Genomic DNA, 24763 nt, shown 5'->3' with positions numbered 1-24763 from the left:
CTACTGCATCTTCGTAGACTTTGTTTTAAAGCAGATTAAGTGAAAGTGCCTTTTCGCGGCATTTTTCTAATGCTGTTGCGAAAAGTAATGCCCATGTGGTCCTTTTCTCTGTTTCGAGGACTGTACTCATTGCGGCATTTGCTGCAACGACACGGAGCATTTCCTGTTTTGTATCCTCTACACCTTTCGATACCGTATCAGCAACATTCATTGCCACATCAGGACTGACTTGAGTCACAAAATGCGTGAGATCGCCGTCCAAATTCTCAAGCAACTCGCTCGTATCTTCCGGTACTGAAACAAAGTTAATCATTGCGCGCGCATTTTAATGATAAATGGCTTGCAGTCAAGCAAAATTTAGGTCATTACTGCACCTTAAAACCCACAGTATTTCCGCTATACTCCCTCTATGTTTGACCCCGTTGACCCCCGCCAATCCTTTCCGCAGCTTGAACACGGCATTCTCTCGTACTGGAAAGACGAAGATGTCTTCAAGCGCAGCATTAAAAACCGTAGTACGGCCGACACATTCAGCTTTTACGACGGACCGCCGTTTGCGACCGGTTTGCCGCATTATGGACACCTGCTTGCAGGCACCATCAAAGACGTGATCCCCCGCTACCAGACAATGAAAGGAAAGCGCGTGGAACGCCGTTTTGGGTGGGATTGTCATGGCCTCCCGATCGAGTACGAAATCGAGAAGGAGCATAATATCAAGGGAAAGCAGGATATTGAGGCCATGGGCGTAAAAGCCTTCAATGACCTCTGCCGCGGCATTGTGCAGCGTTATACGAAGGAATGGAGAGCAACTGTCGAGCGCGTCGGGCGGTTTGTGGATATGGATCATGACTATAAGACGATGGACCCGCAGTACATGGAATCCATCTGGTGGGTGTTCAAGTCACTGCACGACAAAGGCCTGATTTATGAGGGATATAAGCCGATGCACGTCTGTCCGCGCTGCGGCACGCCTCTCAGCAACTTTGAGGTCACACAGGGATATAAAGATGTGACCGATCAGTCTGCAACCGTCCGCTTTGAGCTAGCCGATGAGCCAGGAACCTACATTTTAGCTTGGACGACGACGCCGTGGACGCTTCCCGGAAACTTGTTCCTGGCCGTGCATCCCGAGACCGACTACGTCAGGGTTCGCTGTGAGGGCGCTGTGTACATTGTCGCTGCAGCTCTTGTTGGAAAGGTTTTTGAGAAGAAAGAGCATGAGGTCACAGGAGATGCATTCAAAGGAGAGACGCTCATTGGGAAAACGTATAAGCCGCTCTTCCCCTACTTTGTGGATGCCTACAAAGATTCCTTCAAAGTGGTCAGTGGCGATTTTGTCACCACCGAGGACGGAACGGGAATCGTGCACATCGCTCCGGGATTCGGTGAGGATGACTTTACGGTCGGGAAGCAGATTTTCGGAAAGGATTATCAGCCGCTGCAGCACGTCACAATGAACGGCCAGTTTGTCCCTGCTGTCACGGATTTTGCAGGTATGGACGTGAAGCCAAAGGATGATCCCTCGAAAGTCGATCAGAAAGTCATCAAGTGGCTGGAGGCGCAGGGCCTTCTCTTCACATCCGCAAGTTACCGCCACAGCTACCCGCACTGCTGGCGCTGTGACTCCCCGCTTCTGAACTACGCAACCAGCTCCTGGTTTGTGAGCGTCGACAAAGTGAAGCAGGACATGCTCCTTGTGAATCAGGAAACCGAATGGGTGCCGGCACACCTGCGTGACGGCCGTTTCGGTAAATGGCTCGAAAATGCACGCGACTGGGCTATTTCCCGCAACCGCTACTGGGGAACCCCGCTCCCGATCTGGCGGACGGATGACAAGAAAGAATTGGAGGTGATTATGAACAGAGAAGATCTGATGGCGCATAAGCTGATCCGATTCACCAAAGTATCGGTTGTCCGCCACGGCCAGAGCGAGGGAAATCTGATCCCGATCTATCAGGGAACAATGCCCGGTACCAATCTCACAGATCTTGGAAAAGGGCAGGCAGCATCTGCGGCAGCATTCCTGAACAAGAGCTCGATTGTCCCGACTGTCATCTACACCTCCCCTATCGCGCGAGCCCTGCAGACAGCGGAAATACTCGCAAAAGAAACAGGAGCGCAGATTATTGTGGATGACCGTCTCCGCGAGATTGATATGGGTGAGCACGAAGGGAAAACAATCCCGGTTGCAGACCTGGAGATCTCCAAACAGCTCCGTCAGGATAAGAAATCTCTCACCTCTCCGCAGAGCACGTATCATCTTCCCGGCATGGAGCCGTGGGACAGTGTGAAGGCGCGCATTTTCTCATTCTTTGAAGAAACGCTCCCAAAACACAGAAGTGACCACATCGCCATCGTCACACATGGCGACCCGATGTATGTGGTCGATCATTTCTTTACCAAAGAAGATCCCTACAAGATTGTCGCACGCGAACTTGCGTCCCATGCCACTCCACAGACGTACTTCTGGGATCACAGCACACAGAGCCAGATGGATCTGCACAAAGATGTGATTGATGATCTGACCTGGTCAGGGTCTCTCAGTGATGCCAGTGTGAAGCTGACACTGGTGCGTCACGGAGAAACTGACCGTAATAAAGACAAGCGCTTTAATGATGACGACACACCTCTCAACGCTACCGGCGACATGCAGGCGGAGACACTGGCAAAGACGATGGGCAAAGGCACCTTTGATGTTGTCCTGTCCTCCGATCTGCCGCGCGCAGCGAAGACGGCTGCCTTTATCAAAAAAGCTATCGACGCACCGCATGAAGAAGAATGGGCCATGCTCCGTGAACGGAATTTTGGCTCCTGGAAGGGGAAAACTATTGCGGAAGTCATCAAAAACAAGCCACTGATGTATCCAGACATGGATGCCGCTCTCAGTCACCACACACCGGAGAATGGTGAAAGTCTGCAGGAATTACTCTCCCGCGCAGAACAGGCGGCAGCAATGATCCGTGAAAAGTTTGCCGGAAAGCGTGTGCTTCTTGTCGGACATGGCGGATTCATACAGGCGCTGCGCCTGGTGATTGAGAACCGCTCCTATGCAGAAGGTATCAACTTACTGCCTCAGAACACAGAAAAAATCGATTTCCCCCTCCATCCTGTCCTCAGGCGCATCCCGGACGTCCTCGACTGCTGGTTCGAAAGCGGATCGATGCCGTACGCACAGAGCCATTTCCCGTTTGAGCAATCAAGCAGTGAACTGCCGAAAGGCTTCCCTGCAGACTTCATTGCGGAAGGAATCGACCAGACACGCGGCTGGTTCTATACACTCACAGTGCTGAGCGCCTCACTCTTCAAAAAGCCGGCATTCAAACACTGTATTGTGAATGGAACCGTGCTTGCCGAAGACGGACGCAAAATGAGCAAGCGCCTGAAAAACTATCCGGACCCCGTCGAAGTCGTGGAAAAGCATGGTGCCGATGCACTGCGTTTTGCGCTGATGAGCTCTCCGGCTGTGCGCGCAGAGGACCTCCGCTTCTCGGAAAAGGTGGTAGAAGAGACAGTGCGTAACGTGATTCTCCCGCTCTGGAACAGCTACAGCTTCTTCGTCACCTACGCGAACGCAGCAGGCTTCGAGCCCTCCAGTAAGCCAATCGCATCGAATCACCCGCTCGATAAATGGATCCGCGCAGAAGTGCAGGATCTGGTGAACCGCATGACGGAACAGCTGGATCAATATGATCTCTCCGCTACCTGTAACGAGCTCGGCTCGACCATTGATGCACTGACCAACTGGTACATCCGCCTCTCCCGCCGCAGATTCGCCGGCAAAACTGCCGGTGAGCAGGATGTGTACGCAGACGGGAATGATGCAGAACGTCAGGCTGCACTCACCACGCTCCATGAAGTCCTTCTAACCATCAGCCAGGTCCTGGCGCCGTTCTGTCCGTTTATCACCGATGCCATCTACCTCAACCTCAGTCCTGCCAAGCATGGCTCCATTCATCTGACAGATTGGCCGACGATGCAGGCACTGACAAAAGAGGACGATGCCCTTATCCGCAAGAACCGCGTGCTACGTTTGATCGTGCGCCTGGGAAACAAGATCCGCTCGGAAAAGAAGATCAAAGTCCGCCAGCCCCTGAGCAAATCCATCATTGCCATTCCTGTATCGATGCTGAAGGCAGATGATCTTACAAACGAGGATTTGCAGCTTCTGCGGCAGGAACTCAACGTGAAAGACGTCACATTCACGGAGGATGCAGGATCGCTGGGCCAGAGCATTGCCATGGTCGATGCCCGCAAGGCAGGTCCGCGCTTTGGCGGCCGTGTCCAGGAACTTATCAAGGCCGGAAAGGCAGGCGAGTTTACAGTAGAAGAAAACGGCGAAGTGCTGATTCTGGATGAACGCCTGAGTCCGGATGAAGTGAAAATTATCTACAACGGTCGTGAAGGTGCCGATATGGCAGCGGAGGGCGGTGTTGTTGTCAGCATGGAAACCACGCTCACAGATGAACTGATCGCCGAAGGCTACGCCCGCGATGTCATCCGCTCCGTCCAGAAACTTCGTAAAGAGTCAGGTCTGCTGCATACGGATACGATCGGGCTTTCGATTGAAGGCATGGATGGCGTCCTAAGAAGCCACGGTCAGTTTATCGCAGACGAAACCAAGTCCGTACTTGGCGCCTCCACCGGAGACCCGATCACTGTCGCTATTGAAGACACCTCTATTGTTATCCGCTTCCATAAAGTCTGATGGCTGAGTCCCGTGGATTTTCCTGGCCGACAAAAATCATCTTTCAGTGGGTACTGACCATTGGTCTTGTGTGGTTATTGAGCACAAAATTGGAACAGTATTTTTATCTGAATGGAGGCATCCCCGCGTATATCATCATTGGATCTTTGCTCACGCTTATGAACATGATCATGCGCCCGGTCCTCCACATTGTCTTTGCACCGTTTCATCTCGTCTTCGGATTGATTGCCACCATCATCATGAACTGGCTCTTCCTGTTTATCATTCAGAAAATTGCTGAACGAATGGACCCAGCCGTTGTGACATTAACCTTCTTTGGAGGATTTACAGGCTGGCTGGTACTGGCTGTAGTGTTTGGACTGACGAACTGGGGAATGAAGATGGTGTTGAAGGCCTAGCCCTCTCCCCGCCCCTCTCCCGGAACGGGCGAGGGAGTTCTGTTTGTTCTAATAAAAAAGAAGTTCCACCAGAAACATTTTCGCAAAGCGAAAATGAAGTCCCGTCGTTCGTCGGGGTGGAGTCCGGCCACCCGGGGGGTGAAGGGGCAAGCGGAGGGGCGGCTGGCCCGGACCGCACTTTTTGGTTCCTTTTTGTTGCACGGACAAAAAGGAACGCCCCCGCGGCAGCGGCCCCTGGAGGGAATCTGCATAGAAAGAGAAGAGATTATAGTACAGACATGCTTCGAGTGTCCTCCAGCCTTCGCTAAAAGCGACGGCCGGCAAGCAGCATGACACGATTACAGAGACTTCGATACAAAGTCATTCAGAGCCCACGTCATCCCCTTCACCGCCGCATTCACCGGCATTTCATGAAAGGAAGACACAACCCCGAACTGTTCATTATCTTTTTGCCATCCAAAGACCACAAATCCCGGAACTCCGAGTTCACGGAGGAACTGTTCGCACTTGGCCTGAATGACATCATTATCCATAGGAGAAGCCATACGTAAAAAGAGGAAAGAATGTAGACCAAGTATAGCAAGTCTCTGTCATTTTATTGTCAGATATTTCGCTATTTTCAAAAAGTCTGATCATATTTGTAGATCAGACTTTTTGTTTTTCATAAGGGATTATTTCTATTTATTTACCATTTGCTGTCCACCGGTAAAGCTGCGCAGCAAGTACGCCACCCACAAACGGCGCGAGCAGATACACGGGTGCGAAGATACCGAGACCGGCCGCGACTGCAGGGTTAAGGACTCCATAGGAACCGATCGATGCAATGATGGCACCAATCGTGAGCGAGGCACCAATAGTCAGACCGCTTGCACTATCCTGGACTTTTCCATAGACCACGGAGCAAATACCCCAGACCAGAATGAATGTACCGATTATTTCACCAACAGCGGTGAGCGCCATGTTGTCCATACTCTGCTCAAGAGTGAAGGGGAAATGATACATCTGAAGCAGGAGTGCAAGACCGCCTCCCAGCAATTGGCTCAGAATGTAGGAAATGGCTGCAGGAGCCTTGATCTTTCCGACACTGAAAAGGGAGACAGTGACAGCTGGGTTGATGTGCGCACCGCTGATGGCGCCGATGCTATACACCATCGTACCCAGAATGAGACCTGCCAGCACCGCAGTGGGCACGCCGCTACCAGGAATGCCGATCGTGACGCCAACACCTGTGGCAAGTAAAAATGTTCCGAGAAATTCCGCGACGCAGGCGCGGGAAGAAATGGCACTCTTTTTCATAGAAAAAAGGAAGGGAAGAGGGAAGGATGATGACAAGTATAGTCCCCCTTTCTTCCAGACAAACTTGCATTGAACGGCGCTTGTAGTACGATCAGCTACTTTCCTTCCCATCATTTCTATGAACCTGTCCCGTCTCGTTCTTGCCGCAGGCACACTCGGCATGCTCTACGCACCCGCTGCCTCCGCAAAATTTCTGTCCGACTTCGTCCCGTCAACAACCTACGTTACCCCTGAAGCTGTTGAAGACATGACTCTTCCGTCAGGAGTCACTGCAGAGACCAAAATGACCCGCGCATCCTTCACGGCGATGGTGATTGAACATCTCTACAGCGACATTGAAATTGAGAACTGCTACTGGGACATTGCCCCGACGCTGCCTCCGACTTTCACCCTCCTCTACACCGATGTCAGCGTGAATGCATCGTATGCAAAGCAGCTTTGCATCGCTCTGCGTGACGGTATTGCACGCGGGTACAAGGACGGTTCCTACCGCCCGAATAATGAGATCACGTTTGCAGAAGCATCCAAGATTATCGCCCGTGCCTATGGTCTGACTCCGTACGCAGAAGCGACAAACCGCGGTGCCTGGTACGGTCCGTACGCTTTTGCCCTTGCAGAACGCAATACCATCCCGGTTTCTGTCTCAACGTTGCAACACATTGTTACAGCTGATGAAGCGATGGAAATGCTGGAGCGCCTCGACAATGACATCACCACACGCCCGGGTACTCCGTACAAGCAGCTCGACGCACGTGTTGTTCCGTTGAATGTTCTCCTTCAGATGAACAGACCGACCAAGGCTCTGGTCCTCCCTCCCACCAAGACCACGCCAAGCTCTGCAGCATCCAGCTCCTCCATGCCTTCCAGTGTTGGATCAACATCCTCTGACACGACATTGCCCTGGTACAAACTCTTTTAATATTTGATGAGAGAAGAAAAATACCGCGGATACCGCGGTATTTTTTTGTGCACATTTTGTGATCAATTATATGCGCTCTATCAAGCTTTGAAATTCGATTCCATCTTTACCTTTCCTCAGGCGGACAGCTTTCCCGGTCGTCGTGGAAATCTCGTCATACTGGTCGAAGATAAAGTTTCCCACCCCACGGAAAATCAGCTTTCCTTTGTAGACCTCCATATCACTGACGACATGCGTATGAGCGGCAACCACGACGTCCGCTCCGGCATCGATGAATGAGCGGAGATACTGATTTTCCCCTTCGGATGTGAGGGCCCGGTATTCAATACCCTCATGCACAAAGACGATTGTCATCTTGTCCGGGTTCTTATTCTTCAGTTCTGCCACGACCTGTTTGTACTGATACGAAAGATTGAGCAATGGCGTATCCAGTACCGGATTCATCAGACCGCTCAGTCCGATGAACCGATACGGGCCTGCATCCACCATATGGTCATCAACAAGTATTTCACCGTTTGCGGGAATAAGCTGACGGGTCTCTGCGAGACCGGCAACGTACTGATCGAGTGTATGGTTATTCATAATCCCCCAATGTGTCGCATAATCGAGCATGCCCTTCCATAGATTCAGCTGATTGCAGAAATTAAACATCGTGCGATCAGGAGGACAGGTTTCCAGAAGCGGTCCCTCGAGATTCACAACGCGCAGGCCACTGCCGGACCAGAACGTCTGCATCGGCGGTTTCATCTTCGGCGTCCGTTTTGTCCGGGTCATCGTCACATCACCGGCAACAGCAAGATCGTCTCCGGTCAGTGCAGCATTCTGATACCAGACCATGGCGAAGTGACTGGTCGTTTCTTGAACACTTTTATTATTCAATAAGATCGCTGAGTTGGTGTGTGCAACAGTGGATGGATTGTAGAAACCGCGCTCTGCAGCAATGGACCCTAGCACCCACAGACACTGTGCGCAGTCTGTCTGATCAGGATTTTTCAACTGCGCGACCCCCTCCAGATTTTTGGAAAAGAGTGTCTCCGCCGTACGTTCATCCGCTTCATTGGATTTTGTGAGGGACAGATAGTGAGAAAAATCGCTGCTGACCATCAATATTGTATCATTTTTTAGTACAGATTTTATGTTTTCCAATAGGGCTCCGCTGTAACTTTTCCAATTTTTCTGAGAGAGAACGACCGCTGTAACAGGCGTATCAGGAAAATAGTGTGCGATATAGGGAAGGACCGCATGCACACCATGCTCTTTCTTGAAGATCTCCGGAGCAATGGTGGTGAGCTGTGACTCCGATAACGTCCTGACTGTCTGGCGGTCGCTGTAGACTTTCCCAAACTGCGTCTCCTGCAGGCTGTTGACCGTACAGAGCGGCGTCGGACACTGATCGAAGTGATCGGGGGAGAGGAGGAGGATGTGCTTGAAGGATTGGTTCTGGAGCATCCGGACTCCTGCCGCCATGGACCGTGTTGCGGTGAGATGATGTGGGAGGATGACTGCCCTAATGGGATACGCAGCAGACGGAGGATCGATCTCTTTGTCTGCAGCATAGATCCCTTCCATAAAAATCTGCGGATTTTCATACGGGTTATCGTATGTATGGAGCCGCAGTGCATCAGAACAGCCAGACAGCAAAAGCGCCCCTGCTACTGTTGCAGAGACGCTCATGCTATGAATACATTTTTTATTCATTATTTGATATCGGTGATGGGAAGGTACCAGCTGTTCATCTGCGGCCAGCCACTCTTATTCGTATAATTGAAGGCTGCATTCGGGTCTTCGCCGATGTAGAAATTCTTCTGCCAGTCTTCATCGGTCATGCGGTTTCCCCCGTGATCTTTGCGGAATTCGTAGTGGGAATACGTGAAGCCGATAGTGTAGCGCGGGCCGTTTACATCTTTCACCGCGACGATGATGACGCGGGGGACGCCGGTTGCCTGGTAGACAATCTGTAAAGGGTTATCGGAATCCTGACCTGTGTGGATATCGGCAACAATGGCCGCGCGACGGTCTTTTGCAGGAAGAACCGGGCCTTCGACCGGCAGAGGAAGTGATGCTTCCAGACCGGAAACGATGCCGATGCGGAGATCTTCCCAGTCACTCTCCCCTTCAATCTCGTGCTGGACACAAACCTTTCCGGTTTCGTCTTTCACATCAGGATAGGTTTTATCGACAATTGTTTCGTTCAGAGCCGTGTTCCCGAGTTGTTTCTTTGTGTAGCTCTGCACCTTTTCCATCAACTGGACGAATGAGTCGAGATTATTCAGGTTACTGAGTTCAAACTTCATACTGCGCAGCCCTTCCGCGGTGCGCTTGCCAAGGAAGTGGAGACGCTCATAGGCAAGGAGCTGCGGTTCAATGTAGGACTTGGGTGCCGGGGGGACGGGGCGCGTATCGCAATCCCCTCCGCCTCCGCCGAGTTCTGCAAAAGACTGCTTGGCGTAGAGGATGGTTGCATGGCGGAGTTCGGCCCAGAATCCGGCACCGGTCATCAGCGTTTTGATGTCCCACATGGGCGACTGCATGAAGAGCGGGAGAGAGGACTTGTGCTCTTTCTGCCAGGAGAAGAGGCCCTTGATCGTCCAGAGCCAGCCGTTATAGATGTTGCTCTGCCAGAACGGCACATCGAGTTTTTCCTGCGCAGCCGTGAGATCGGCAACAGCTTTGTCGATAGCTTTTGCGTTTGTGGGCTTATAGAAATCGAGCTTTGGAATCTGGGATTTTGCGTAGTCGGAGCCGAGAATCGCCATCACTTCCAGAGAGGACACGTACGGCGGGAGCTTCTGGTCATAGCCCGGTTTGATAGCTTCATCCCCCTGGGAGAGCTGACCGGTCCAGAAACTATCGATAATGAATTTGCCACTGAAGAAGCGCATGCCTTTGGTCAGGTTCACGACGTCATCCGTCTTGTTGACACCAACTGCGCTGTACATGGCGCTCAGGCTCTTGATGAGCGGGCTGCGCGCTTTCATGAGATAATCGAGTGATGCCGCTTCCGGATCTGCAGCATTCTTCGATGCATGGAGTGCGGACAGGTAATCGGCGGGCATGAGGTCGTCGCTGCGGCCGACGAGGAAGTTGATGGTTGCTTCGAGCTTATTGTAGTTATTCAGGTGCTCCGGATGTTCTGCCATCAGCTGTGTGATCGCGAACGCATCAGCCGTGAGCTGCGGGCTCTTCACGAAAAACGGCACCTGGATGTACCAGTTCATACCGCGGAAATACGCGCGGCGGAGAGAAGACGATGTGTAGGAGCCGCGCGGCGTAAAGAAGCTGAAATCGATCTTGAAATCAACATCGGTCTGCTTCTTGTACTCTGCAAATTCATTTTCCAGGATGTACGGAACCCCGGGAGCGGCAGCAGCGTAGACCTGTTTCAGATCTTTGATGACCACTGCTTCGCTGGCACTATCGAGCTTGAGGGTTTTTACGATTGCTGTGGCTTTTTCGAACGTATCGACCGTCGCATCATTCTTTTTGAAATCTGCCTGCACGGTTGCAGGATCCAGCATTTCTCCGTCTTTGAAATACGAATCCTGGTTGAGCGGTTCTGCGGATGCTGAGAAAACAGCATACGGAACGGCATAGTAATTTCTGACCTGCGTCCATGTTTTCTTGTCCGCATCCGTCGTGGCTGCTTTCAGCTTCTCGACAGATGCATTGTAGAATCCGATGCTCAGGTCTTTCATGGCAGGGAAGAAGACTTTGTTTTCCATCTCTTTCAGCAATTCCACAAAGAGATTGTTATAGGCATTGAAGAAGACATCGGAGGTATAAAACACCGCATTCTGTGCGCCGCGTGTTTTGTAATCCCACTCACCATTCACTGTGTTATAGAGTCCGACGAACTCGCGGTACATATCGGCATTGCCGCCTTTGGGCAGGAGCGGTGTGATGGATGTGTCGGTAAGTGTCTTTTCGACGAACTTGTTTTTCTCGAGGAATGCCTTTTCGGCGGCACTCAGCTTGATGCCGTAGGCTTTTTCGAGGTCTGCAAGGTTCGTGGCTTCGCTGTTTTGAAACGGGGCAGCGATGTCTGTATTGATAGCCACAGTTGGCTCAGTGTATGTAACAGATGCGCCGAATGCTCCGGCTTCCGCAACAGGAAGAATGCCGGATGCCTTGGACGAAGCGGATGAGACAGTGCTGCCGCTTCCTGCATCCGGACCAGGTGCAGACGTGCATGCAGAGACAAGAAGAGACAGCAGAGCAACCGAAGCGGTGACGCGTTTCATAGGAAGAAGGTGGGAAGAATCCCCCTGATTCTAGGACGATTGGAAAAGTGATGATACCACTTCGCGATCAAAAATATGATGTGATGCCAAGCACTCATCAACAACATCCTTTTCATCAAAGACAGACGCTACGCGGTACAAGCAGTAAAAACATCAGAGAATCATCGTATGGTTGATATTATGTACAATTTTCTGACATAGTAGCTTGCATTGCAAGGTACTATAGATTACTCTCAACACATGACTCCCGCATTCGACACCGAGAATACGAAAGCCCAGATGCGCAAAGGCACGCTGGAGTTCTGCATTCTCCTCATCATCAACCAATCCCCCGGTATCTACGCCCCGGATATCCTCAAAAAACTCGGCGAGATCGACATGATTGTCGTCGAAGGCACCATTTATCCCCTGCTCAGCCGTCTGAAACGTGACGGCATGCTCGAGTATGAATGGGAAGAATCGAAAAGCGGACCGCCGCGCAAACTCTACACACTGACCAAAGACGGTAAAGCAGGACTCAAAAATCTGATCGCCCACTGGAATTCCCTCTCTTCTTCTCTCTCTTCCCTCCTTCACCAATGAAAAAGACAGTCTCTATCCAGATAAGCGGCATGTTGTTCCACGTCGATGACGACGCCTACATCCGTCTTGATGAATACCTGGAATCCATCCGATCACACTTTGCGACACTCGCAGACCGTGATGAGATTGTCAGTGATATCGAAAGCCGTATTGCGGAGACATTTTCCGAGAAGCTGAAGAAGAGCAAACAGACAGTCACCCTGAAAGATGTGGACGCGCTGATTGCAAAAATGGGAACAGTGGAAGACTTTGAAGCATTTGAAGCGGATGCCGACGAGACGCCGAAGAAAAAGACGACTGACTCCGCACAAAAAAATCCGCCCCGCCGTTTTTACAGAAATCCGGACGATAAAGTGATTGCGGGTGTTGCATCCGGCATAGCAGCGTACTTCGGCATTGATCCGGTGATTGTCCGCGTGATTTTTGTGATATGCGGATTCTTTAACGGACTTGGCGTGATAGCCTACATAGTCCTGTGGATCGCAATGCCGCTTGCAAAAACGCATACAGAGCGGATGGAAATGCAGGGCGAACCAATGACTCTCACGGGTCTCGAAAAAAAAATACGCCGCTCCACCCAAACCTACGCCACAGAAAAGTTCACGTCCGTCTACGCACGCGGCGGACTCCGGCTCTTCATCCGTGAAGGAAAAGAATGGACTGTCTCGGCACGCGGTTCAGCGCAGGGCCTGAAGGCGACGGATGTTCATGTCGTGAACGGCCAGCTGCGGATTGATCCGTTTCAGGGATCATGGACATCATGGATATTCCATGGATTCCAGCGCCTGTCGTTTGATATCACATTGCCGGATCTGCAGGCAGTCGATGTGAATGGCGGCTGCAGTGTCGACATTGATGGATTCAAAGGAAAAGAAATCAGCCTGAAGGCAGTCGGCGCATCGGCACTCCGCGCAAGTCTGCAGGCAACAGTTCTCCGCATACAGGTAGGCGGCGCATCGTCAGCGACGATCACGGGATCGGCAGACACCATTCATGCGACGGTCAGCGGTGCGTCCAGCCTGAATGCGCGCGCGTTCAAAACAGCCAACGCCCACACCGATATTTCCGGTGCAAGCTCGGCAGATCTGCAGGCGACGGACACTGTTGATGGTCAGGCCACGGGCGGAAGCAGTGTATGCATCTACGGGTCGCCGGTAGTCACGGCAAAAGCGTCGGGCACAAGCAGTGTCACTAATAAAGACGGGAAAGCAGAGGAGGCTCCTCAATGGCAGAAAGAAGACATAAAAGTTGATCAAAATATGTATACATATCACTCCCCTATCTCCCGGTTCTTCCGCATGATCTGGAAGAGTATCAAAGTAATCATCCAGACAATCCTTCGTGTGATCGGTGGCATCATCACCACAGTGACGGCAATTGCACTGATGTTCCTGATTATGACCGTCATCCGCATTATTCAGACGGGCTACGTTCCGTACCTGAATATCGGTCCGATTCTGGATCATTCGCCGCTCGCGTATCTCTACCTCGCCGTTGCGTGTGTGATTGTGTTTGTCCCGATTATCTTCCTCTTTCAGATCGGCACATCGCTGATTGAACTCAAGAGACGTTTCACGATCGCAGGGGCTATTTCTCTCTTTGTGATTTGGCTTGTGGTAATTGCCAGTGCCGTCTTTGCAGGCGGCATTCTCTTCCCGGATTGGCGGCATGTCGACAATGGACCTGTGGCCACGCAGACATTCGGTGCAACGGATTTCACCGCGATCCACGCAAAAAACAGCGACGTCCTGCACATCAGACAGGGAACCGGCTTCAGCATTACCGCACGGGGCCCGCACGACGATCTGCAGACTATCCACCTTCTCAAGCAGAAAGAGACTCTGGTGATCGAGCATGTAGATAGCAGGGCTTTCTGCCTGTTCTGCGATCCGCAGCGTGTGGAGTTTGATATCACCGTCCCGCGCCTGACAGCTCTCACGGCCGGCGGTCTGACGCGTGCAACGGTGACAGGATTCACGGGATCCACTTTCACCCTTACAACCGCAGACCTGTCGCATGTATCGATCGAAGGAAAAACAGGCCTCCTGACTTTGGAATCCAATGATCTGTCGCACGTTGATGGATTGAAGCTGGAATCACAGCGCGCCAGCGTGATCCTGCACGACCTCAGCCATGCCGAGATTCTGGTTCACCAGGAGATCAAAGGCGAAACCCATGACATGAGCAAACTCTATTACACCGGTCATGCAGCAGCGGATATCCGCTCCCATGATTTGAGCGGTATCTCTTCCGATTCTTATTATGACGAATACGATCAAGGCGTCGAGGACGACACGGACGACTTCCCGGAGGAATGGGAAAACCGATAAGCCGTCTGACATTCTCTATGCCGTCTGGTTGCTGACAGAGCCCGATCTCATTCCAGGTATACTGGAGTAGATCAGGCCATCTGTCTGCTGAAAAAATTGAACACTATTTGTATACAGTTTAGCCAACTTTTCTCTGTCCGACCGTGAGGATAAACATGATGCCGGATGCGACCACAATCGCGGATGCAATCATCAGTGTGGCGGACGGCGCAAACTGCGATGCGATGTAGCCGGATGCCACCGGCGGCAACGCCTGCGCGAGCGCCTGCACAGAGGCATTGATCCCGAGCACTTCGCCCTGAATGGTATCCGGCGCACTGCGGCTGATGAGACCCATGAAGTTCGCCTGGGTGATACCGTTGAATATTGCAAAGACAGGGACAACAGCAAGCATCACCATCCACGGACCGGGCGCCAGGAAGAGAAGTACCGCAACGCCTGTTCCGATCATTCCGACACGTACGACTGCATGCTCCTTCCATCTCTTGGCGACAAGCGGCGTGAGGAATCCCTGTGTGATGACAATCCAGATTCCGATATAGGCAAACACGTTGCCGATTGCCGCTTCATCGAATCCGAAGCGGTCGATGAGGAACACGCCGAACAGGGATGTGAAGAAGGCGAAACCGGACGTGTAGAAAAAGGCGACAATAAACAGCCAGCGCAGATCCTTCATGCGCACGGCATTGATGATGTCCTGAAATGACTTTCCCCAGCGCAACTTTCCGGGCTTGCGCTGATCGTTCGTTTCCGGGAGGAAGAAGGCAATGAAGAGAATATTGATGAGCGAGAGGAAGGCTGCAAACCAGAACGGCGTCGCTGCGTTGAACCAGATACCGTTTGATGTATCTGCAAGCTGCCCACCGATGTACGGACCGATAATGAATCCGAGACCAAAGGCCGCACCCATCAGACCAAAATTTTTGGAACGGCTTTCCGGGGTGCTGATATCCGCAATGGCAGCCTGTGCGACAGAAATATTTCCTCCGGTAATGCCATCCAAAACACGTGATGCAAATAGCAGAGGAAGGTTGCGCGTATAAATAGCGATGGCAAACAGGATGTATCCGATACACGTCCCTGTCAGAGAAATCATCAGCACCGGTCTGCGTCCGAATTTATCGGAGAGCTGTCCGAGAATAGGCGCTGCCAAAAACTGTGCGATGGGATACGACGCGGTGAGAATACCGAGCAGCAGATAACCCTGTTCCAGCGTCATGGCAGACGAGAGCAAATACTGCGGCGAATCCGGGTTCGCAAGCAGTTGCGGCACAACCGGGAAGAGGATGCCGATTCCGACCAGATCGATGAAAATGGTAAGGAGAACGGCAAAAAGCGGTGTTCGTTTCATAGGGAGGGGAGAAAAGCGGAGCGCCCAGTGTAGCAGAAAAGCCTTTCTGTTTCCTACACAAAGATACTGATCATTCTGCGCTCTGGCGGGGCACTTACTCTGAGACCGTTATAGATCCGACAACACCTTCTATGAGGTCTTCGTCTTCCACGTTGGAGAATGCAACAGCAACGACAGGGTCTTCCTGAATGAGAAATCCGACAGGATTCCCATCTCCGTCCATCTTGAATTTCTGCAGATCTTTACCTGCTACATTCACTGGTTCCAGCGGATGATCAGTCTGCAGTGATGCGAGGAGCAGGCGGCTGTCGGAGCGCATCATCATAATGGTACCCAGAGATCCTTCTCCGCGGCGCAGGCGGACTTTCTGCAGACGCAGTGTCCCGGTTCCGTTTGCAACTTCTGTGTCGGATACCGACTCTGCAACAAAACTCGAGGGGTAGGAAAGAGAGACTCCCATTCCTATATCCTGGTTTTTCTTCCACTCGGTATCGGTAGATTGTCCGCATGCTGTGACAAGCACGGCGAGGCTGATGACGCTCAAACTGTATGCTGAACGGAACATGCTTCGTATTGTTCCATCTATACTCTCCCTTTGCAATCGAAGAATGCGCAATAGCGATTGCGTACACACAGGTTTACACTGTGAACCTCCTCTTCAACCGCTTCCCGCTTTCCCATGAAGATCACGTTCCCCCTGTCTCTCGTCCTCGTTTTTTCTGTCGCTGCTCAGACACAGGCAGCCACACTCCCTGTCAAAATCCTGCATCTCGGTTTCGATGAACTCAGTGGCAACACAGTGATTGATGCGCTCGGCAAAGGAAATGATGCTATGCTTATTCATGAAGCAACGCGTTCGAAAGATGTCCCGCCGACCCTGAGCACAAACCGCACCTCGCTGGAACTTACAGGCAGATCGCATGTCACTGCCCCGAGAATTGATTTGAGCAAGAAGTCTTTTTCCCTCACCGCATGGGTCAAAACGAATGATCTTGCAGAAAACCAGACCCTGCTCTCACAGGGAGACGCCGTCCGTCTCGGTAAAGGAATCGTCCTGCGTCTGACTACCATGGGTGCACTGCAGTTCTCTTTCACCGGTGACCACACCGATACCCCGGACGCTGTTCTGTCACCGGACAAAAAGTGGCATCACACAGCGTTCACGTTTGATAAAGACACCCGTCAGCGCCGCATTTACGTTGATGGCGTCATGCAGGCGAGCGGTACTGCATCGGGCGTGTATCTCGGAAACGGCATCACCGATATCGGCCGTCTGAACACTGCCCCGTTCGGCGCTGAATACTGGAACGGCAACCTGGATGATATTGCTGTCTATGATGGCGTACTGACACCCATGGATGTTGCCGCACTCGCTGTGCGTGACGAGAATGCGTCTGCAGCAACATCGTCCCGCAGACGCGCTTCTTCTCAGTCGTCTGAGAGTTCATCATCGTCCAAAGTCTCTCATCTGATCGGACGTCTGGAGCGCCTGACGCTTCGCCGCGCTCTTGGAAAGCGCATTCCTCTGCCAACCTCAGCGGCATCCTCATCCTCTTCGTCTGCATCCTCTGTCCGCCCGACTCCGGTTGCAGTGTCTTCATCGTCATCATCGAAGAAATCTGTGATGCCGAAACCTGTTGCATCTGCCACATCATCAACGTCCTCCGTCTGGACCACGCCGTCGATGGACACCATGTACCGCGTCACAAGCTTCCAGCTCCGCGTCCGTCTCGATTCCCGCGCTACCTCCAAGGAACTCCTGACACTCATCAAAGGTGATGTCATCCACGTTTACAGCTTCCTGAATAACGGCTGGGCCAAGGTCAGAACTCTGGACGGAACGGAAGGATATGTGCATGCTGGGTTCATTGAGCAAGTTCAGTAATCCGTCTGCCGGCACCGGTTCTCCGATCGACTTTCCTGCGGTCTCCATCCGTCATAAGACGTTTGGAATCGATGTTCCCGCCGTGCAACTCCAACAGGGGGACATTCTGGGTATATTCGGAAAGTCTGGGTCCGGGAAGACGACGTACCTGAAAGCGGTCCGTGAACACTTTCCGTCTGAGCGCGTCCTCTACATGTCCCAGTTTGATTCCCTGCTGGAAGAATCCACCATCCGCCAGAATATTGAGCTCGGACTCGCATGTTCTGCAAAGCCCGCTGCGGACTTTGTGCAGTGGGAACAGACATTCGGCGATCTCCTTGCCGAATTTGAAGTCGACCGTCATCTGACGAAATATCCGCGTATGATGAGCGGCGGCCAGCGCAAACGTGCGGAAATTGTCCGCTCGCTGATGATGGATCCGGATATTCTCCTTCTGGATGAGCCGTTTTCCGGTATCGGTCACCTGTTTGAAAGTGTCTCCACCAAACACCTGCTTGCCCGCGCTGACCGGAAAAAAGGTGTGACAGTGATTGTGAGCCATGACTTTGACCTTCTCTGCCGTTTCAGCCGCAGCATTCTTCTCGTGGATGATAAGGGTGTGATTGAGATTGCACCTGTGAGTGATCCCACCTGGAAGCCGAGAAATCTCCGTGCAGCCTGGACACTCGGGGTTGATAATCTGATCCCCGCAGATTTTCTCTCATCAATGACACAGGCGATCAGTGTGGAACGGGGCAAGATGCTCGCGTTCTGGGGCCGTCAGTCGCAGTGGAAGAAAACGGCGGCAGATGACCTGGAACTCACCATCAACGCTGAGCAGATCACATCCCGCAGAACGTTTATGCGTCATGGAGACGTGTATACACAGATTGAAATGGCTCTGAATGACGCAGAAAAACCTCTTCTTCTGATTGGCAAAGGTGACGCACCGGCATCCGGTGATGTGATTCTGTCGGTAAAAGAGCAGTGGATTATTGAGAATAATGAATAGGATGACACTCTATTGTCGCAATCCGAAAATGACGCGCGTTTAGAATGTAGAATTTTCCGTCTTACGAAAAAGAGCCCTCTCTATTGAGAAGACTCTTGATCTCTTTTTATATACAATAATCACTGCTTTACATGTTCCCAGGCCTCGTCGTAGAGCGAAATACTGTCTCCGACATCCTGTATGAACTGGAGCTTGCTCATGACCTCCGGCGCCGGGAACACCGTCGGGTCGTTGCGCACCGCTTCATCAATCAGCGGTAATGCTTCTTTGTTCGGGTTACCATACTGGATTTCTTCGGTAATAGCCGCACTCTGGTCCGGGCGGAGAATGAAGTTTATCCATTCATAGGCACTGTCTGCGTGCGGAGCATCAGCGGGAATGAGCATGTTATCCAGGAATTTGAGTGCACCGTACGACGGGATTCTGTATTCAATATCCTCGTTTTCGGTGTGCATCTGGAGGCTGTCGCCGCTCCATGCATAGGCGATCCACACATCTTCATTCACCATCAGATCCACCGCGCTGTCGGATGTGAATTTTGCGATGTTCGGAGTCATTCTGCGGATGAGTGCAACCGCTTCGTCAATTTCTGCCTGACTGGTGCTGTTCGGGCTGTAGCCAAGTTCCAGCAGCACGGAACCGAGCACATAGCGCATATCGTCTGTCACAGCGATTTTTCCTTTGTACTTGGGATCAGCCAGTTCTTTCCAGGTGATAGTGGAACCGCTGAAGTACTTCGTGTTCACCGCAAACCCGATCGTGCCGTAGGCATACGGGATGTGGTACTCCATGTTTTCATCGAAGTAGCCGCCGCGGAAGTCTTCACCGATATTTGCGCTGTTCGAGATTTTCGCAGGATCCAGCTTGAGAGCACCGCCTTCGCGACGCAACTGGTCCACAATATAGTCGGCCACCACGATCACGTCGTACACACCAGGGTTTGCTTTCACGCGCGCAAGTGCCTCTTCGTTGCTTTTAATCAGTTCATACGTGACATCTATGCCGGTCTCTTCTTCAAAATCACTGATGGTATCCGGGCCGATGTAGTAGTCCCAGGAGAGGACGGTGAGCTGTTTCTGTCCGGGCTTGAGGGTGAAAACGACAATCACCGCCACGACAGCGACAGCGAGGAAAAGGAAAACCTTTTTCATAAAAATGGAAGGAAGTGGAAAAAAGGGATACCGAAAACGATACGCAATCCCCTGTCATGCGACAAGAGGAAAGATGCGTCAATGCCCCCTCCTCTTGTATAGTGCACCTCGTGCGCAAAGTTGCAGCATCACTTCAGGCCCTGAATGTCAGCTTCTGGATTCTGTCGATCCTGCTTCTTTTGGTTATTCTTGTTGTGCCGTTCTTGCAGATAGACCGGAATTTCAACGTCTCACCCAGTCTTTCGCTGGCGGGCGTGACCGGCACCTGGGACAGCGCCCTGCTGTCGGCCCTCTGGAATTCGGTGATTCTTTCGGTCTTTGCATCGGTGTTTGCTGTCCTGTGCGGCGGGCTGTTGGGAGAGATCATTGAGAAAAAACCGCACTGGCTCTTCCTGCTGATGATCGCTGTCTATGCGGTGAACCCTGTCGCGCGTGCGCTTTCCTACTTCGATCTCTTCCAGCTCTATACCCCAATCTACGACTGGTCGAACTCACTCTTCGGACGGAAATTTTCTACAACCATCCTGCTGCCATCCATTATTCTCGGCATTCACTATCTGCCGGTCTACCTCATGCGCACGCTGTTTGTTCTGAAGAAAAAGGTGACTGCGCATGACCTGCCGCCGTTTCTGGAAACCGTCTTCGATGCCATTCCTGTCTGGGCCAGAGGCTTCCCGATTTCCTTCGCTCTCTTCTTCCTGCTTACGTTCTTTGATTACTGGGTGATCAATGTCATCAGCGGAAACACCGTCCTCTATTGGACGCCGCTTTTTGTGCAGAAAGGATTCGAAGCAAGAGCAGTGAGCCAGGCAGCACTGATGATTGTCATCGGACTCCTGGTGACCGTTGGCGCCTACCTTGCGGCACTGCTCGTCAGCATGGCAATCCGCGCTTTCATTCGTCAACTGCGCCCTCTGTGGTTTGCAACTATGAGAGGATCTTCAAAAGCACTGAAGATGACCGGCCGTCTTCTGGCGGCACTGACCATCATCTTTATCAGTTGGCCTGTGATTGGCATGGTTATTGATCTTGTGCTGCTTCTTCTAAAGGGCGGCAATCTGGAGCCGATTCCGGGTACCGGCCGCGCACTACTTGTCATGCTTGCACTCGGTCTCACGATGGCACTGACATCTGCAACATTGGGATTAATCCTCTCCGCCGTCTTCCAGGAATATCCGCGCCGCTACCGCTGGTGGTTACCGGCACTGTATTTACTCGCGCTGATGCCGGAGGCGGCCTATGTCCTCTTCAGTCTGTTTGTTACCGGCGCAGGCATTTTTCGCGGCAATCCACTCTGGCTCTTTGTGCTGATGGCATCTTTCAGCGTCCCGATCGCCTTCTTTTTATGGGAAAGCCTGTGGGGCGACAGCGAGAAGCAGAAACTCTGGATGCTTGGAAGTGCACTGAACAGGCAACCGGAACTCGCATTCAAAACCGCCTTCCGCGAATGGCAGCGACCATGGGGCATCGTGTTTGTCATCGTCTTCTGGCTGACCATCGATAACGTCTTCATTACCGACTTTTCCGCAGGTCCAACGTGGAAGCCATTGTCTGCAGTCATCTTCAACGCAACAAAGCGCGGATTTTCGGATGCGGAATTTGTGACGAGTCTGATCGGCACCGTGTGCGTACTTGCGGTGATTGGAACAACGCTGATGCTCTGTCACAGGAAGAAATCAATTGAGCCGGACCAACAATAGAACATTCCGACATTACTTCTTGATATATTTAAAATAACAAGGAGCACAGTAATACTTATTTGCAGGTATTCGCACATGGCAAATCTTGCAATCATGTCCTCCATACTCAAGGAAATCTTTATGACGTTTTTCCTGTCTTTTGGCATACTCTCGGGAGCGATCAGTGCGCACTGATGTGCCATATCTTCCTCCGGTAAAAAGCAAAGTGCACACCTTACCGATGCCATCAATAATGCTTTTAATAAAACCCATATAAAAATTCTGATGCTGTTTCATGAGAATCACAAGAGAATGTTATAAGAAAAACTCATCACAAAATGCATAGATGTGATCTAGCCAAAGAGTATGATGTACCTCATGACTAAACACCTTCCCATCTTTCTTGGCTTTCTCCTACTGACAGCATGTGCACCATCAGACGAAGCAAAAATCAAACAGGCGATTGCCGAAGCGAATTATTGTGAGACGGCTGCAGATTGTGTCGATGTCGGAGCCAAGTGTCCGTTTGATTGCTACATTTTTGTGCATAAGAACGAAGCGGAGCGCATCAAAGCAATGGTGGATGGATATCAGTCCACCTGTGCATATTCGTGTATGGCAATGACAGGCGTCGAATGTATTGCGAAGAAGTGCCAGGTGACGACGGATATGCCGGCTGCTGCAGAGGAAGCAGCACCTTTAGACAATCGCGACGGAAATGTCGGCGCTGCGTGTACATCCGACAGTGAATGCCAGACGCCGATGGATTATCTTGTGCGTTCCAGCTGTCCGTTTACATCGCAATGTATTGATAATGCATGTGCTGTGGTCTGCCCCATGCTGGAAGATGATCAAACGCCACAACTCAGCGAGCACCGCCCCGCGCGCTGCAGTGTCGATAGCGACTGTGATTGCGGTGCCTATGCTGCGACAGATGCGACAGCGTGCACATGCGTGAGTAACGAATGTGTCGCAGTGGTTGCTCGGTAATAGAAAAAAGACCGCAGCCCTGAGACTGGCGGTCTTTTTTGTACAAAAATTGTATGCAAATATTTTTAGATCTTCTTGCCCTGAAGTCTGTAGAGCAACTCTGGATTGCGGAAGTACGCACCGATAGTCATCACCACCATAGCAACAACGAGCGGAGCGTATTCTGCAAACATAAATCCATGGGTGATGTTCGTTGCGAGCGCACCACCGAAGTATCCAACCATCAGCACAAAGCCAACTGTGGATGTGCGGGGGATGATGTACAGCGTCACAAGAATCAGTTTTGCAATACCAAGCTGGTACGCAATGTCGATGACGCCCAGGCGCGTTGCAAAGTCGATCATCGCAGGGTCCGTGAGGGGGACGAATTCCATAATGGCGCTGAAGATCGTGAGCGCAGCCACGAGAGAGACACAGATCCAACCGACGATTGTTCCAATACGGGTTTTCATAAAAGAGGGGAAGGAAAAAGAATGCGGGCATAGTATCAGAGAACATCAGAAAAAGGAGTCGATGAAAATGACACTTTGCCCTGTCATAACAAAGCAAAAAACATGTCTAAGAAGAGAAGAAGCATCTATTGTTGCGTACAGTTCCTTCAGAATCCCCTCCCTCTCATGAGATTTTTCTCTCTTCTTAAAAAGACCTCCATTGCCTGGAAGCAGGACAAAGTACCGCAGCTGGCCGCATCGACGGCGTACTACACGGCATTTTCCCTCGCGCCGCTTCTGCTGATTATTGTCGGAGTAGCAGGATTGTTCTTTGATTCCGAGACGGTGCAGACCCGGATGATGCTCGAAATTCAGACGATCCTCGGGGAAGAGGCAACCAATAGCATTTCGTCATTACTGGACTCGGCACAACAAAGCGACCAGTCTCTCCTCGGGACCATTATCGGCATTGTCACACTCCTTGCGGGCGCAACAGGACTGATGCTGATATTGCAGGATGCTGTGAACTTTATTTGGAAAGTGGAAACCAAGAAAACATCCAACAGCTTTCTGGTGCTGGTTGTAAAAAGAATCTTTTCACTGGGACTCATTCTGACCATCGGGTTTCTGCTCCTCGTCTCCCTGATTGTCTCGACGCTCTCCACGGCATTCATGGGGTATCTCTCCGCTTCCTTTCCCGTTCTCGGCGTCCTTCTCCCGCCGCTGAACTTTCTTCTCTCTTTCCTCCTCATCTTTTTTCTTTTTGCCATTCTCTTCAAATACCTGCCGGACGTGCAGCTTGCCTGGACAGACGTGCTCCTGAGTGCAGCATTGACGGCATTTCTCTTTGTGATCGGAAAGACTCTTCTGGGATTCTACCTGGGACAAAAAGATGTGGCCTCTGCATACGGCGTAGCGGGGTCGTTCATTGTCCTGCTGCTCTGGATTTATTATTCGGCGCAGATTCTCTTCTTCGGCATTGAATTCACCAGAGTCTATGCAGAGGAACACCACCGCGTTCTGGTCCCAAGAAATTATGCGGAATTTATAGAGACCCCGGATCATCCGACACCGACACTGCTGCCGCGACGCACTAAAAAACACCGCATCCGTTCCGTCATGCAGAAAATAGCAAAACACGTCCGCCGTTCCTGATTCTCATCCTTTTCCCTCTGTTTGTATGACTATCAAGACACTGATTACCGACGCGATCCAGGCACTGCCTGTCGCAAAGAGCGCTGAAAAGGCACTGAAGAATATCCGCATTCTCGTGATTGCCCTGGTTGTGCTGATTGTCGTCCAGGTGATTACATCGATTATCACGAGCACGTATTACATGACAATGCTGATGCGGGGATAAGAAGTGATTTCTGCCCTGTGGATTTTTCGGTAGACTGCCAACTATCTTTCTCCACCTTCCATGAAAATCCTCACGAACATCCTCCGCGTTCTTCTGATTCTCCTGCTCCTGATGCCCATTCTTGGTACGCTCGGTGTCTTTCCAGCTCCCACTGCAGACCTCTACACACCAAACGGCTGGGTCTTCATGAGTGCACTGATGGCAAGTACCTACATGATGCCACTGCTCGGCATTCTCTGCGCAGTCGTGATTGTGCTCCTCGTCATGAACCGCACCGCTCTTGCGGCAGCACTTCTTGCACCGATGTCTCTGAACGTCATTCTGTTCCACGCATTTGTAGACACCGGACTCATCAGCCCGTCTGCATCACTGGGTATTCCGCTCTTCCTGCTGAATGCCTACTTCCTGTGGATCAACCGCAAGACCTACAAGATGGTCTGGGACGCACAATAAA

At 51.6% G+C, this 24763-nt stretch carries 22 protein-coding genes; 12 read left to right on the top strand and 10 right to left on the bottom strand.

What is annotated here, in order from left to right; translation table 11 throughout:
- Positions 1–25: 25 nt before the first annotated feature.
- Positions 26–313: a hypothetical protein gene (locus K8942_01910; protein ID UPA22948.1), complete on the bottom strand. Its 288-nt coding sequence runs from the start codon at positions 311–313 to the stop codon at positions 26–28.
- Between the two features lie 96 nt (positions 314–409).
- On the opposite strand from K8942_01910, the gene K8942_01905 reads away from it, so the two are divergent.
- Positions 410–4705 (top strand): class I tRNA ligase family protein, encoded by a 4296-nt coding sequence (locus K8942_01905; protein UPA22947.1) that lies wholly within the window; start codon positions 410–412, stop codon positions 4703–4705.
- Positions 4705–5103 (top strand): phage holin family protein, encoded by a 399-nt coding sequence (locus K8942_01900; protein UPA22946.1) that lies wholly within the window; start codon positions 4705–4707, stop codon positions 5101–5103. The genes K8942_01905 and K8942_01900 overlap by 1 nt, the downstream gene beginning before the upstream one ends.
- A 338-nt stretch (positions 5104–5441) precedes the next feature.
- On the opposite strand, the gene K8942_01895 is transcribed toward K8942_01900, so the two are convergent.
- Positions 5442–5648: a hypothetical protein gene (locus K8942_01895; GenBank protein UPA22945.1), complete on the bottom strand. Its 207-nt coding sequence runs from the start codon at positions 5646–5648 to the stop codon at positions 5442–5444.
- 136 nt (positions 5649–5784) lie between these two features.
- Complete coding sequence (locus K8942_01890; GenBank protein UPA22944.1) at positions 5785–6399, bottom strand: aquaporin; 615 nt, start codon at positions 6397–6399, stop codon at positions 5785–5787.
- 118 nt (positions 6400–6517) lie between these two features.
- On the opposite strand from K8942_01890, the gene K8942_01885 reads away from it, so the two are divergent.
- Positions 6518–7318 carry an S-layer homology domain-containing protein gene (locus K8942_01885; protein ID UPA22943.1) on the top strand — a complete coding sequence of 267 codons (801 nt, stop codon included), beginning with the start codon at positions 6518–6520 and terminating at the stop codon, positions 7316–7318.
- A gap of 66 nt (positions 7319–7384) precedes the next feature.
- Here the strand turns inward: K8942_01885 and amrB are convergent, their stop codons facing one another.
- Both amrB and K8942_01875 read right to left on the bottom strand, forming a co-directional pair.
- The gene (gene amrB / locus K8942_01880; protein ID UPA22942.1) at positions 7385–8992 is read right to left on the bottom strand and encodes an AmmeMemoRadiSam system protein B; all 1608 of its coding nucleotides are present in this window, start codon (positions 8990–8992) and stop codon (positions 7385–7387) included.
- Positions 8993–9015: 23 nt separating this feature from the next.
- Entirely contained in the window at positions 9016–11559 is a 2544-nt protein-coding gene (locus K8942_01875) for a DUF3160 domain-containing protein (GenBank protein UPA22941.1), read from the bottom strand.
- Positions 11560–11799: 240 nt separating this feature from the next.
- On the opposite strand from K8942_01875, the gene K8942_01870 reads away from it, so the two are divergent.
- Positions 11800–12141 carry a PadR family transcriptional regulator gene (locus K8942_01870; GenBank protein UPA22940.1) on the top strand — a complete coding sequence of 114 codons (342 nt, stop codon included), beginning with the start codon at positions 11800–11802 and terminating at the stop codon, positions 12139–12141.
- Entirely contained in the window at positions 12138–14471 is a 2334-nt protein-coding gene (locus tag K8942_01865) for a DUF2807 domain-containing protein (protein UPA22939.1), read from the top strand. The genes K8942_01870 and K8942_01865 overlap by 4 nt, the downstream gene beginning before the upstream one ends.
- A gap of 118 nt (positions 14472–14589) precedes the next feature.
- On the opposite strand, the gene K8942_01860 is transcribed toward K8942_01865, so the two are convergent.
- Both K8942_01860 and K8942_01855 read right to left on the bottom strand, forming a co-directional pair.
- Complete coding sequence (locus K8942_01860) at positions 14590–15822, bottom strand: MFS transporter (protein ID UPA22938.1); 1233 nt, start codon at positions 15820–15822, stop codon at positions 14590–14592.
- Between the two features lie 94 nt (positions 15823–15916).
- Positions 15917–16387, bottom strand: coding sequence for a hypothetical protein (locus K8942_01855; GenBank protein ID UPA22937.1), 471 nt, complete (start codon positions 16385–16387; stop codon positions 15917–15919).
- A gap of 114 nt (positions 16388–16501) precedes the next feature.
- Between K8942_01855 and K8942_01850 the strand changes: the two genes are divergently transcribed.
- On the top strand, positions 16502–17707 hold the full coding sequence (locus K8942_01850; GenBank protein ID UPA22936.1) for an SH3 domain-containing protein: 1206 nt from the start codon (positions 16502–16504) through the stop codon (positions 17705–17707).
- Complete coding sequence (locus K8942_01845) at positions 17679–18698, top strand: ATP-binding cassette domain-containing protein (protein ID UPA22935.1); 1020 nt, start codon at positions 17679–17681, stop codon at positions 18696–18698. The genes K8942_01850 and K8942_01845 overlap by 29 nt, the downstream gene beginning before the upstream one ends.
- A 119-nt stretch (positions 18699–18817) precedes the next feature.
- On the opposite strand, the gene K8942_01840 is transcribed toward K8942_01845, so the two are convergent.
- The gene (locus tag K8942_01840; protein ID UPA22934.1) at positions 18818–19849 is read right to left on the bottom strand and encodes a spermidine/putrescine ABC transporter substrate-binding protein; all 1032 of its coding nucleotides are present in this window, start codon (positions 19847–19849) and stop codon (positions 18818–18820) included.
- A 110-nt stretch (positions 19850–19959) separates the two neighbouring features.
- Between K8942_01840 and K8942_01835 the strand changes: the two genes are divergently transcribed.
- Complete coding sequence (locus tag K8942_01835; protein ID UPA22933.1) at positions 19960–21549, top strand: hypothetical protein; 1590 nt, start codon at positions 19960–19962, stop codon at positions 21547–21549.
- A 12-nt stretch (positions 21550–21561) separates the two neighbouring features.
- Here the strand turns inward: K8942_01835 and K8942_01830 are convergent, their stop codons facing one another.
- Positions 21562–21825 carry a hypothetical protein gene (locus K8942_01830; protein ID UPA22932.1) on the bottom strand — a complete coding sequence of 88 codons (264 nt, stop codon included), beginning with the start codon at positions 21823–21825 and terminating at the stop codon, positions 21562–21564.
- Positions 21826–21906: 81 nt separating this feature from the next.
- Here K8942_01830 and K8942_01825 point away from each other — a divergent pair, with 81 nt between their 5' ends.
- The gene (locus K8942_01825) at positions 21907–22518 is read left to right on the top strand and encodes a hypothetical protein (protein UPA22931.1); all 612 of its coding nucleotides are present in this window, start codon (positions 21907–21909) and stop codon (positions 22516–22518) included.
- Between the two features lie 65 nt (positions 22519–22583).
- Here the strand turns inward: K8942_01825 and K8942_01820 are convergent, their stop codons facing one another.
- Positions 22584–22970 carry a hypothetical protein gene (locus K8942_01820; GenBank protein ID UPA22930.1) on the bottom strand — a complete coding sequence of 129 codons (387 nt, stop codon included), beginning with the start codon at positions 22968–22970 and terminating at the stop codon, positions 22584–22586.
- A gap of 165 nt (positions 22971–23135) precedes the next feature.
- Here K8942_01820 and K8942_01815 point away from each other — a divergent pair, with 165 nt between their 5' ends.
- From K8942_01815 to K8942_01805, 3 genes are read left to right on the top strand one after another with little or no spacing between them, the layout of a single operon-like run.
- Positions 23136–24104, top strand: a complete 969-nt coding sequence (locus K8942_01815; GenBank protein ID UPA22929.1) for a YihY/virulence factor BrkB family protein — start codon at positions 23136–23138, stop codon at positions 24102–24104.
- 25 nt (positions 24105–24129) lie between these two features.
- Positions 24130–24309 (top strand): hypothetical protein, encoded by a 180-nt coding sequence (locus K8942_01810; GenBank protein UPA22928.1) that lies wholly within the window; start codon positions 24130–24132, stop codon positions 24307–24309.
- Positions 24310–24369: 60 nt separating this feature from the next.
- The gene (locus K8942_01805) at positions 24370–24762 is read left to right on the top strand and encodes a hypothetical protein (protein UPA22927.1); all 393 of its coding nucleotides are present in this window, start codon (positions 24370–24372) and stop codon (positions 24760–24762) included.
- Position 24763: the final 1 nt, after the last annotated feature.

The organism is Candidatus Peribacteria bacterium, from assembly GCA_023038255.1.
Taxonomy (GTDB): Bacteria; Patescibacteriota; Gracilibacteria; order Peribacterales; family Peribacteraceae; genus CALREJ01.
This window is presented reverse-complemented; position numbering and strand designations above follow the sequence as displayed.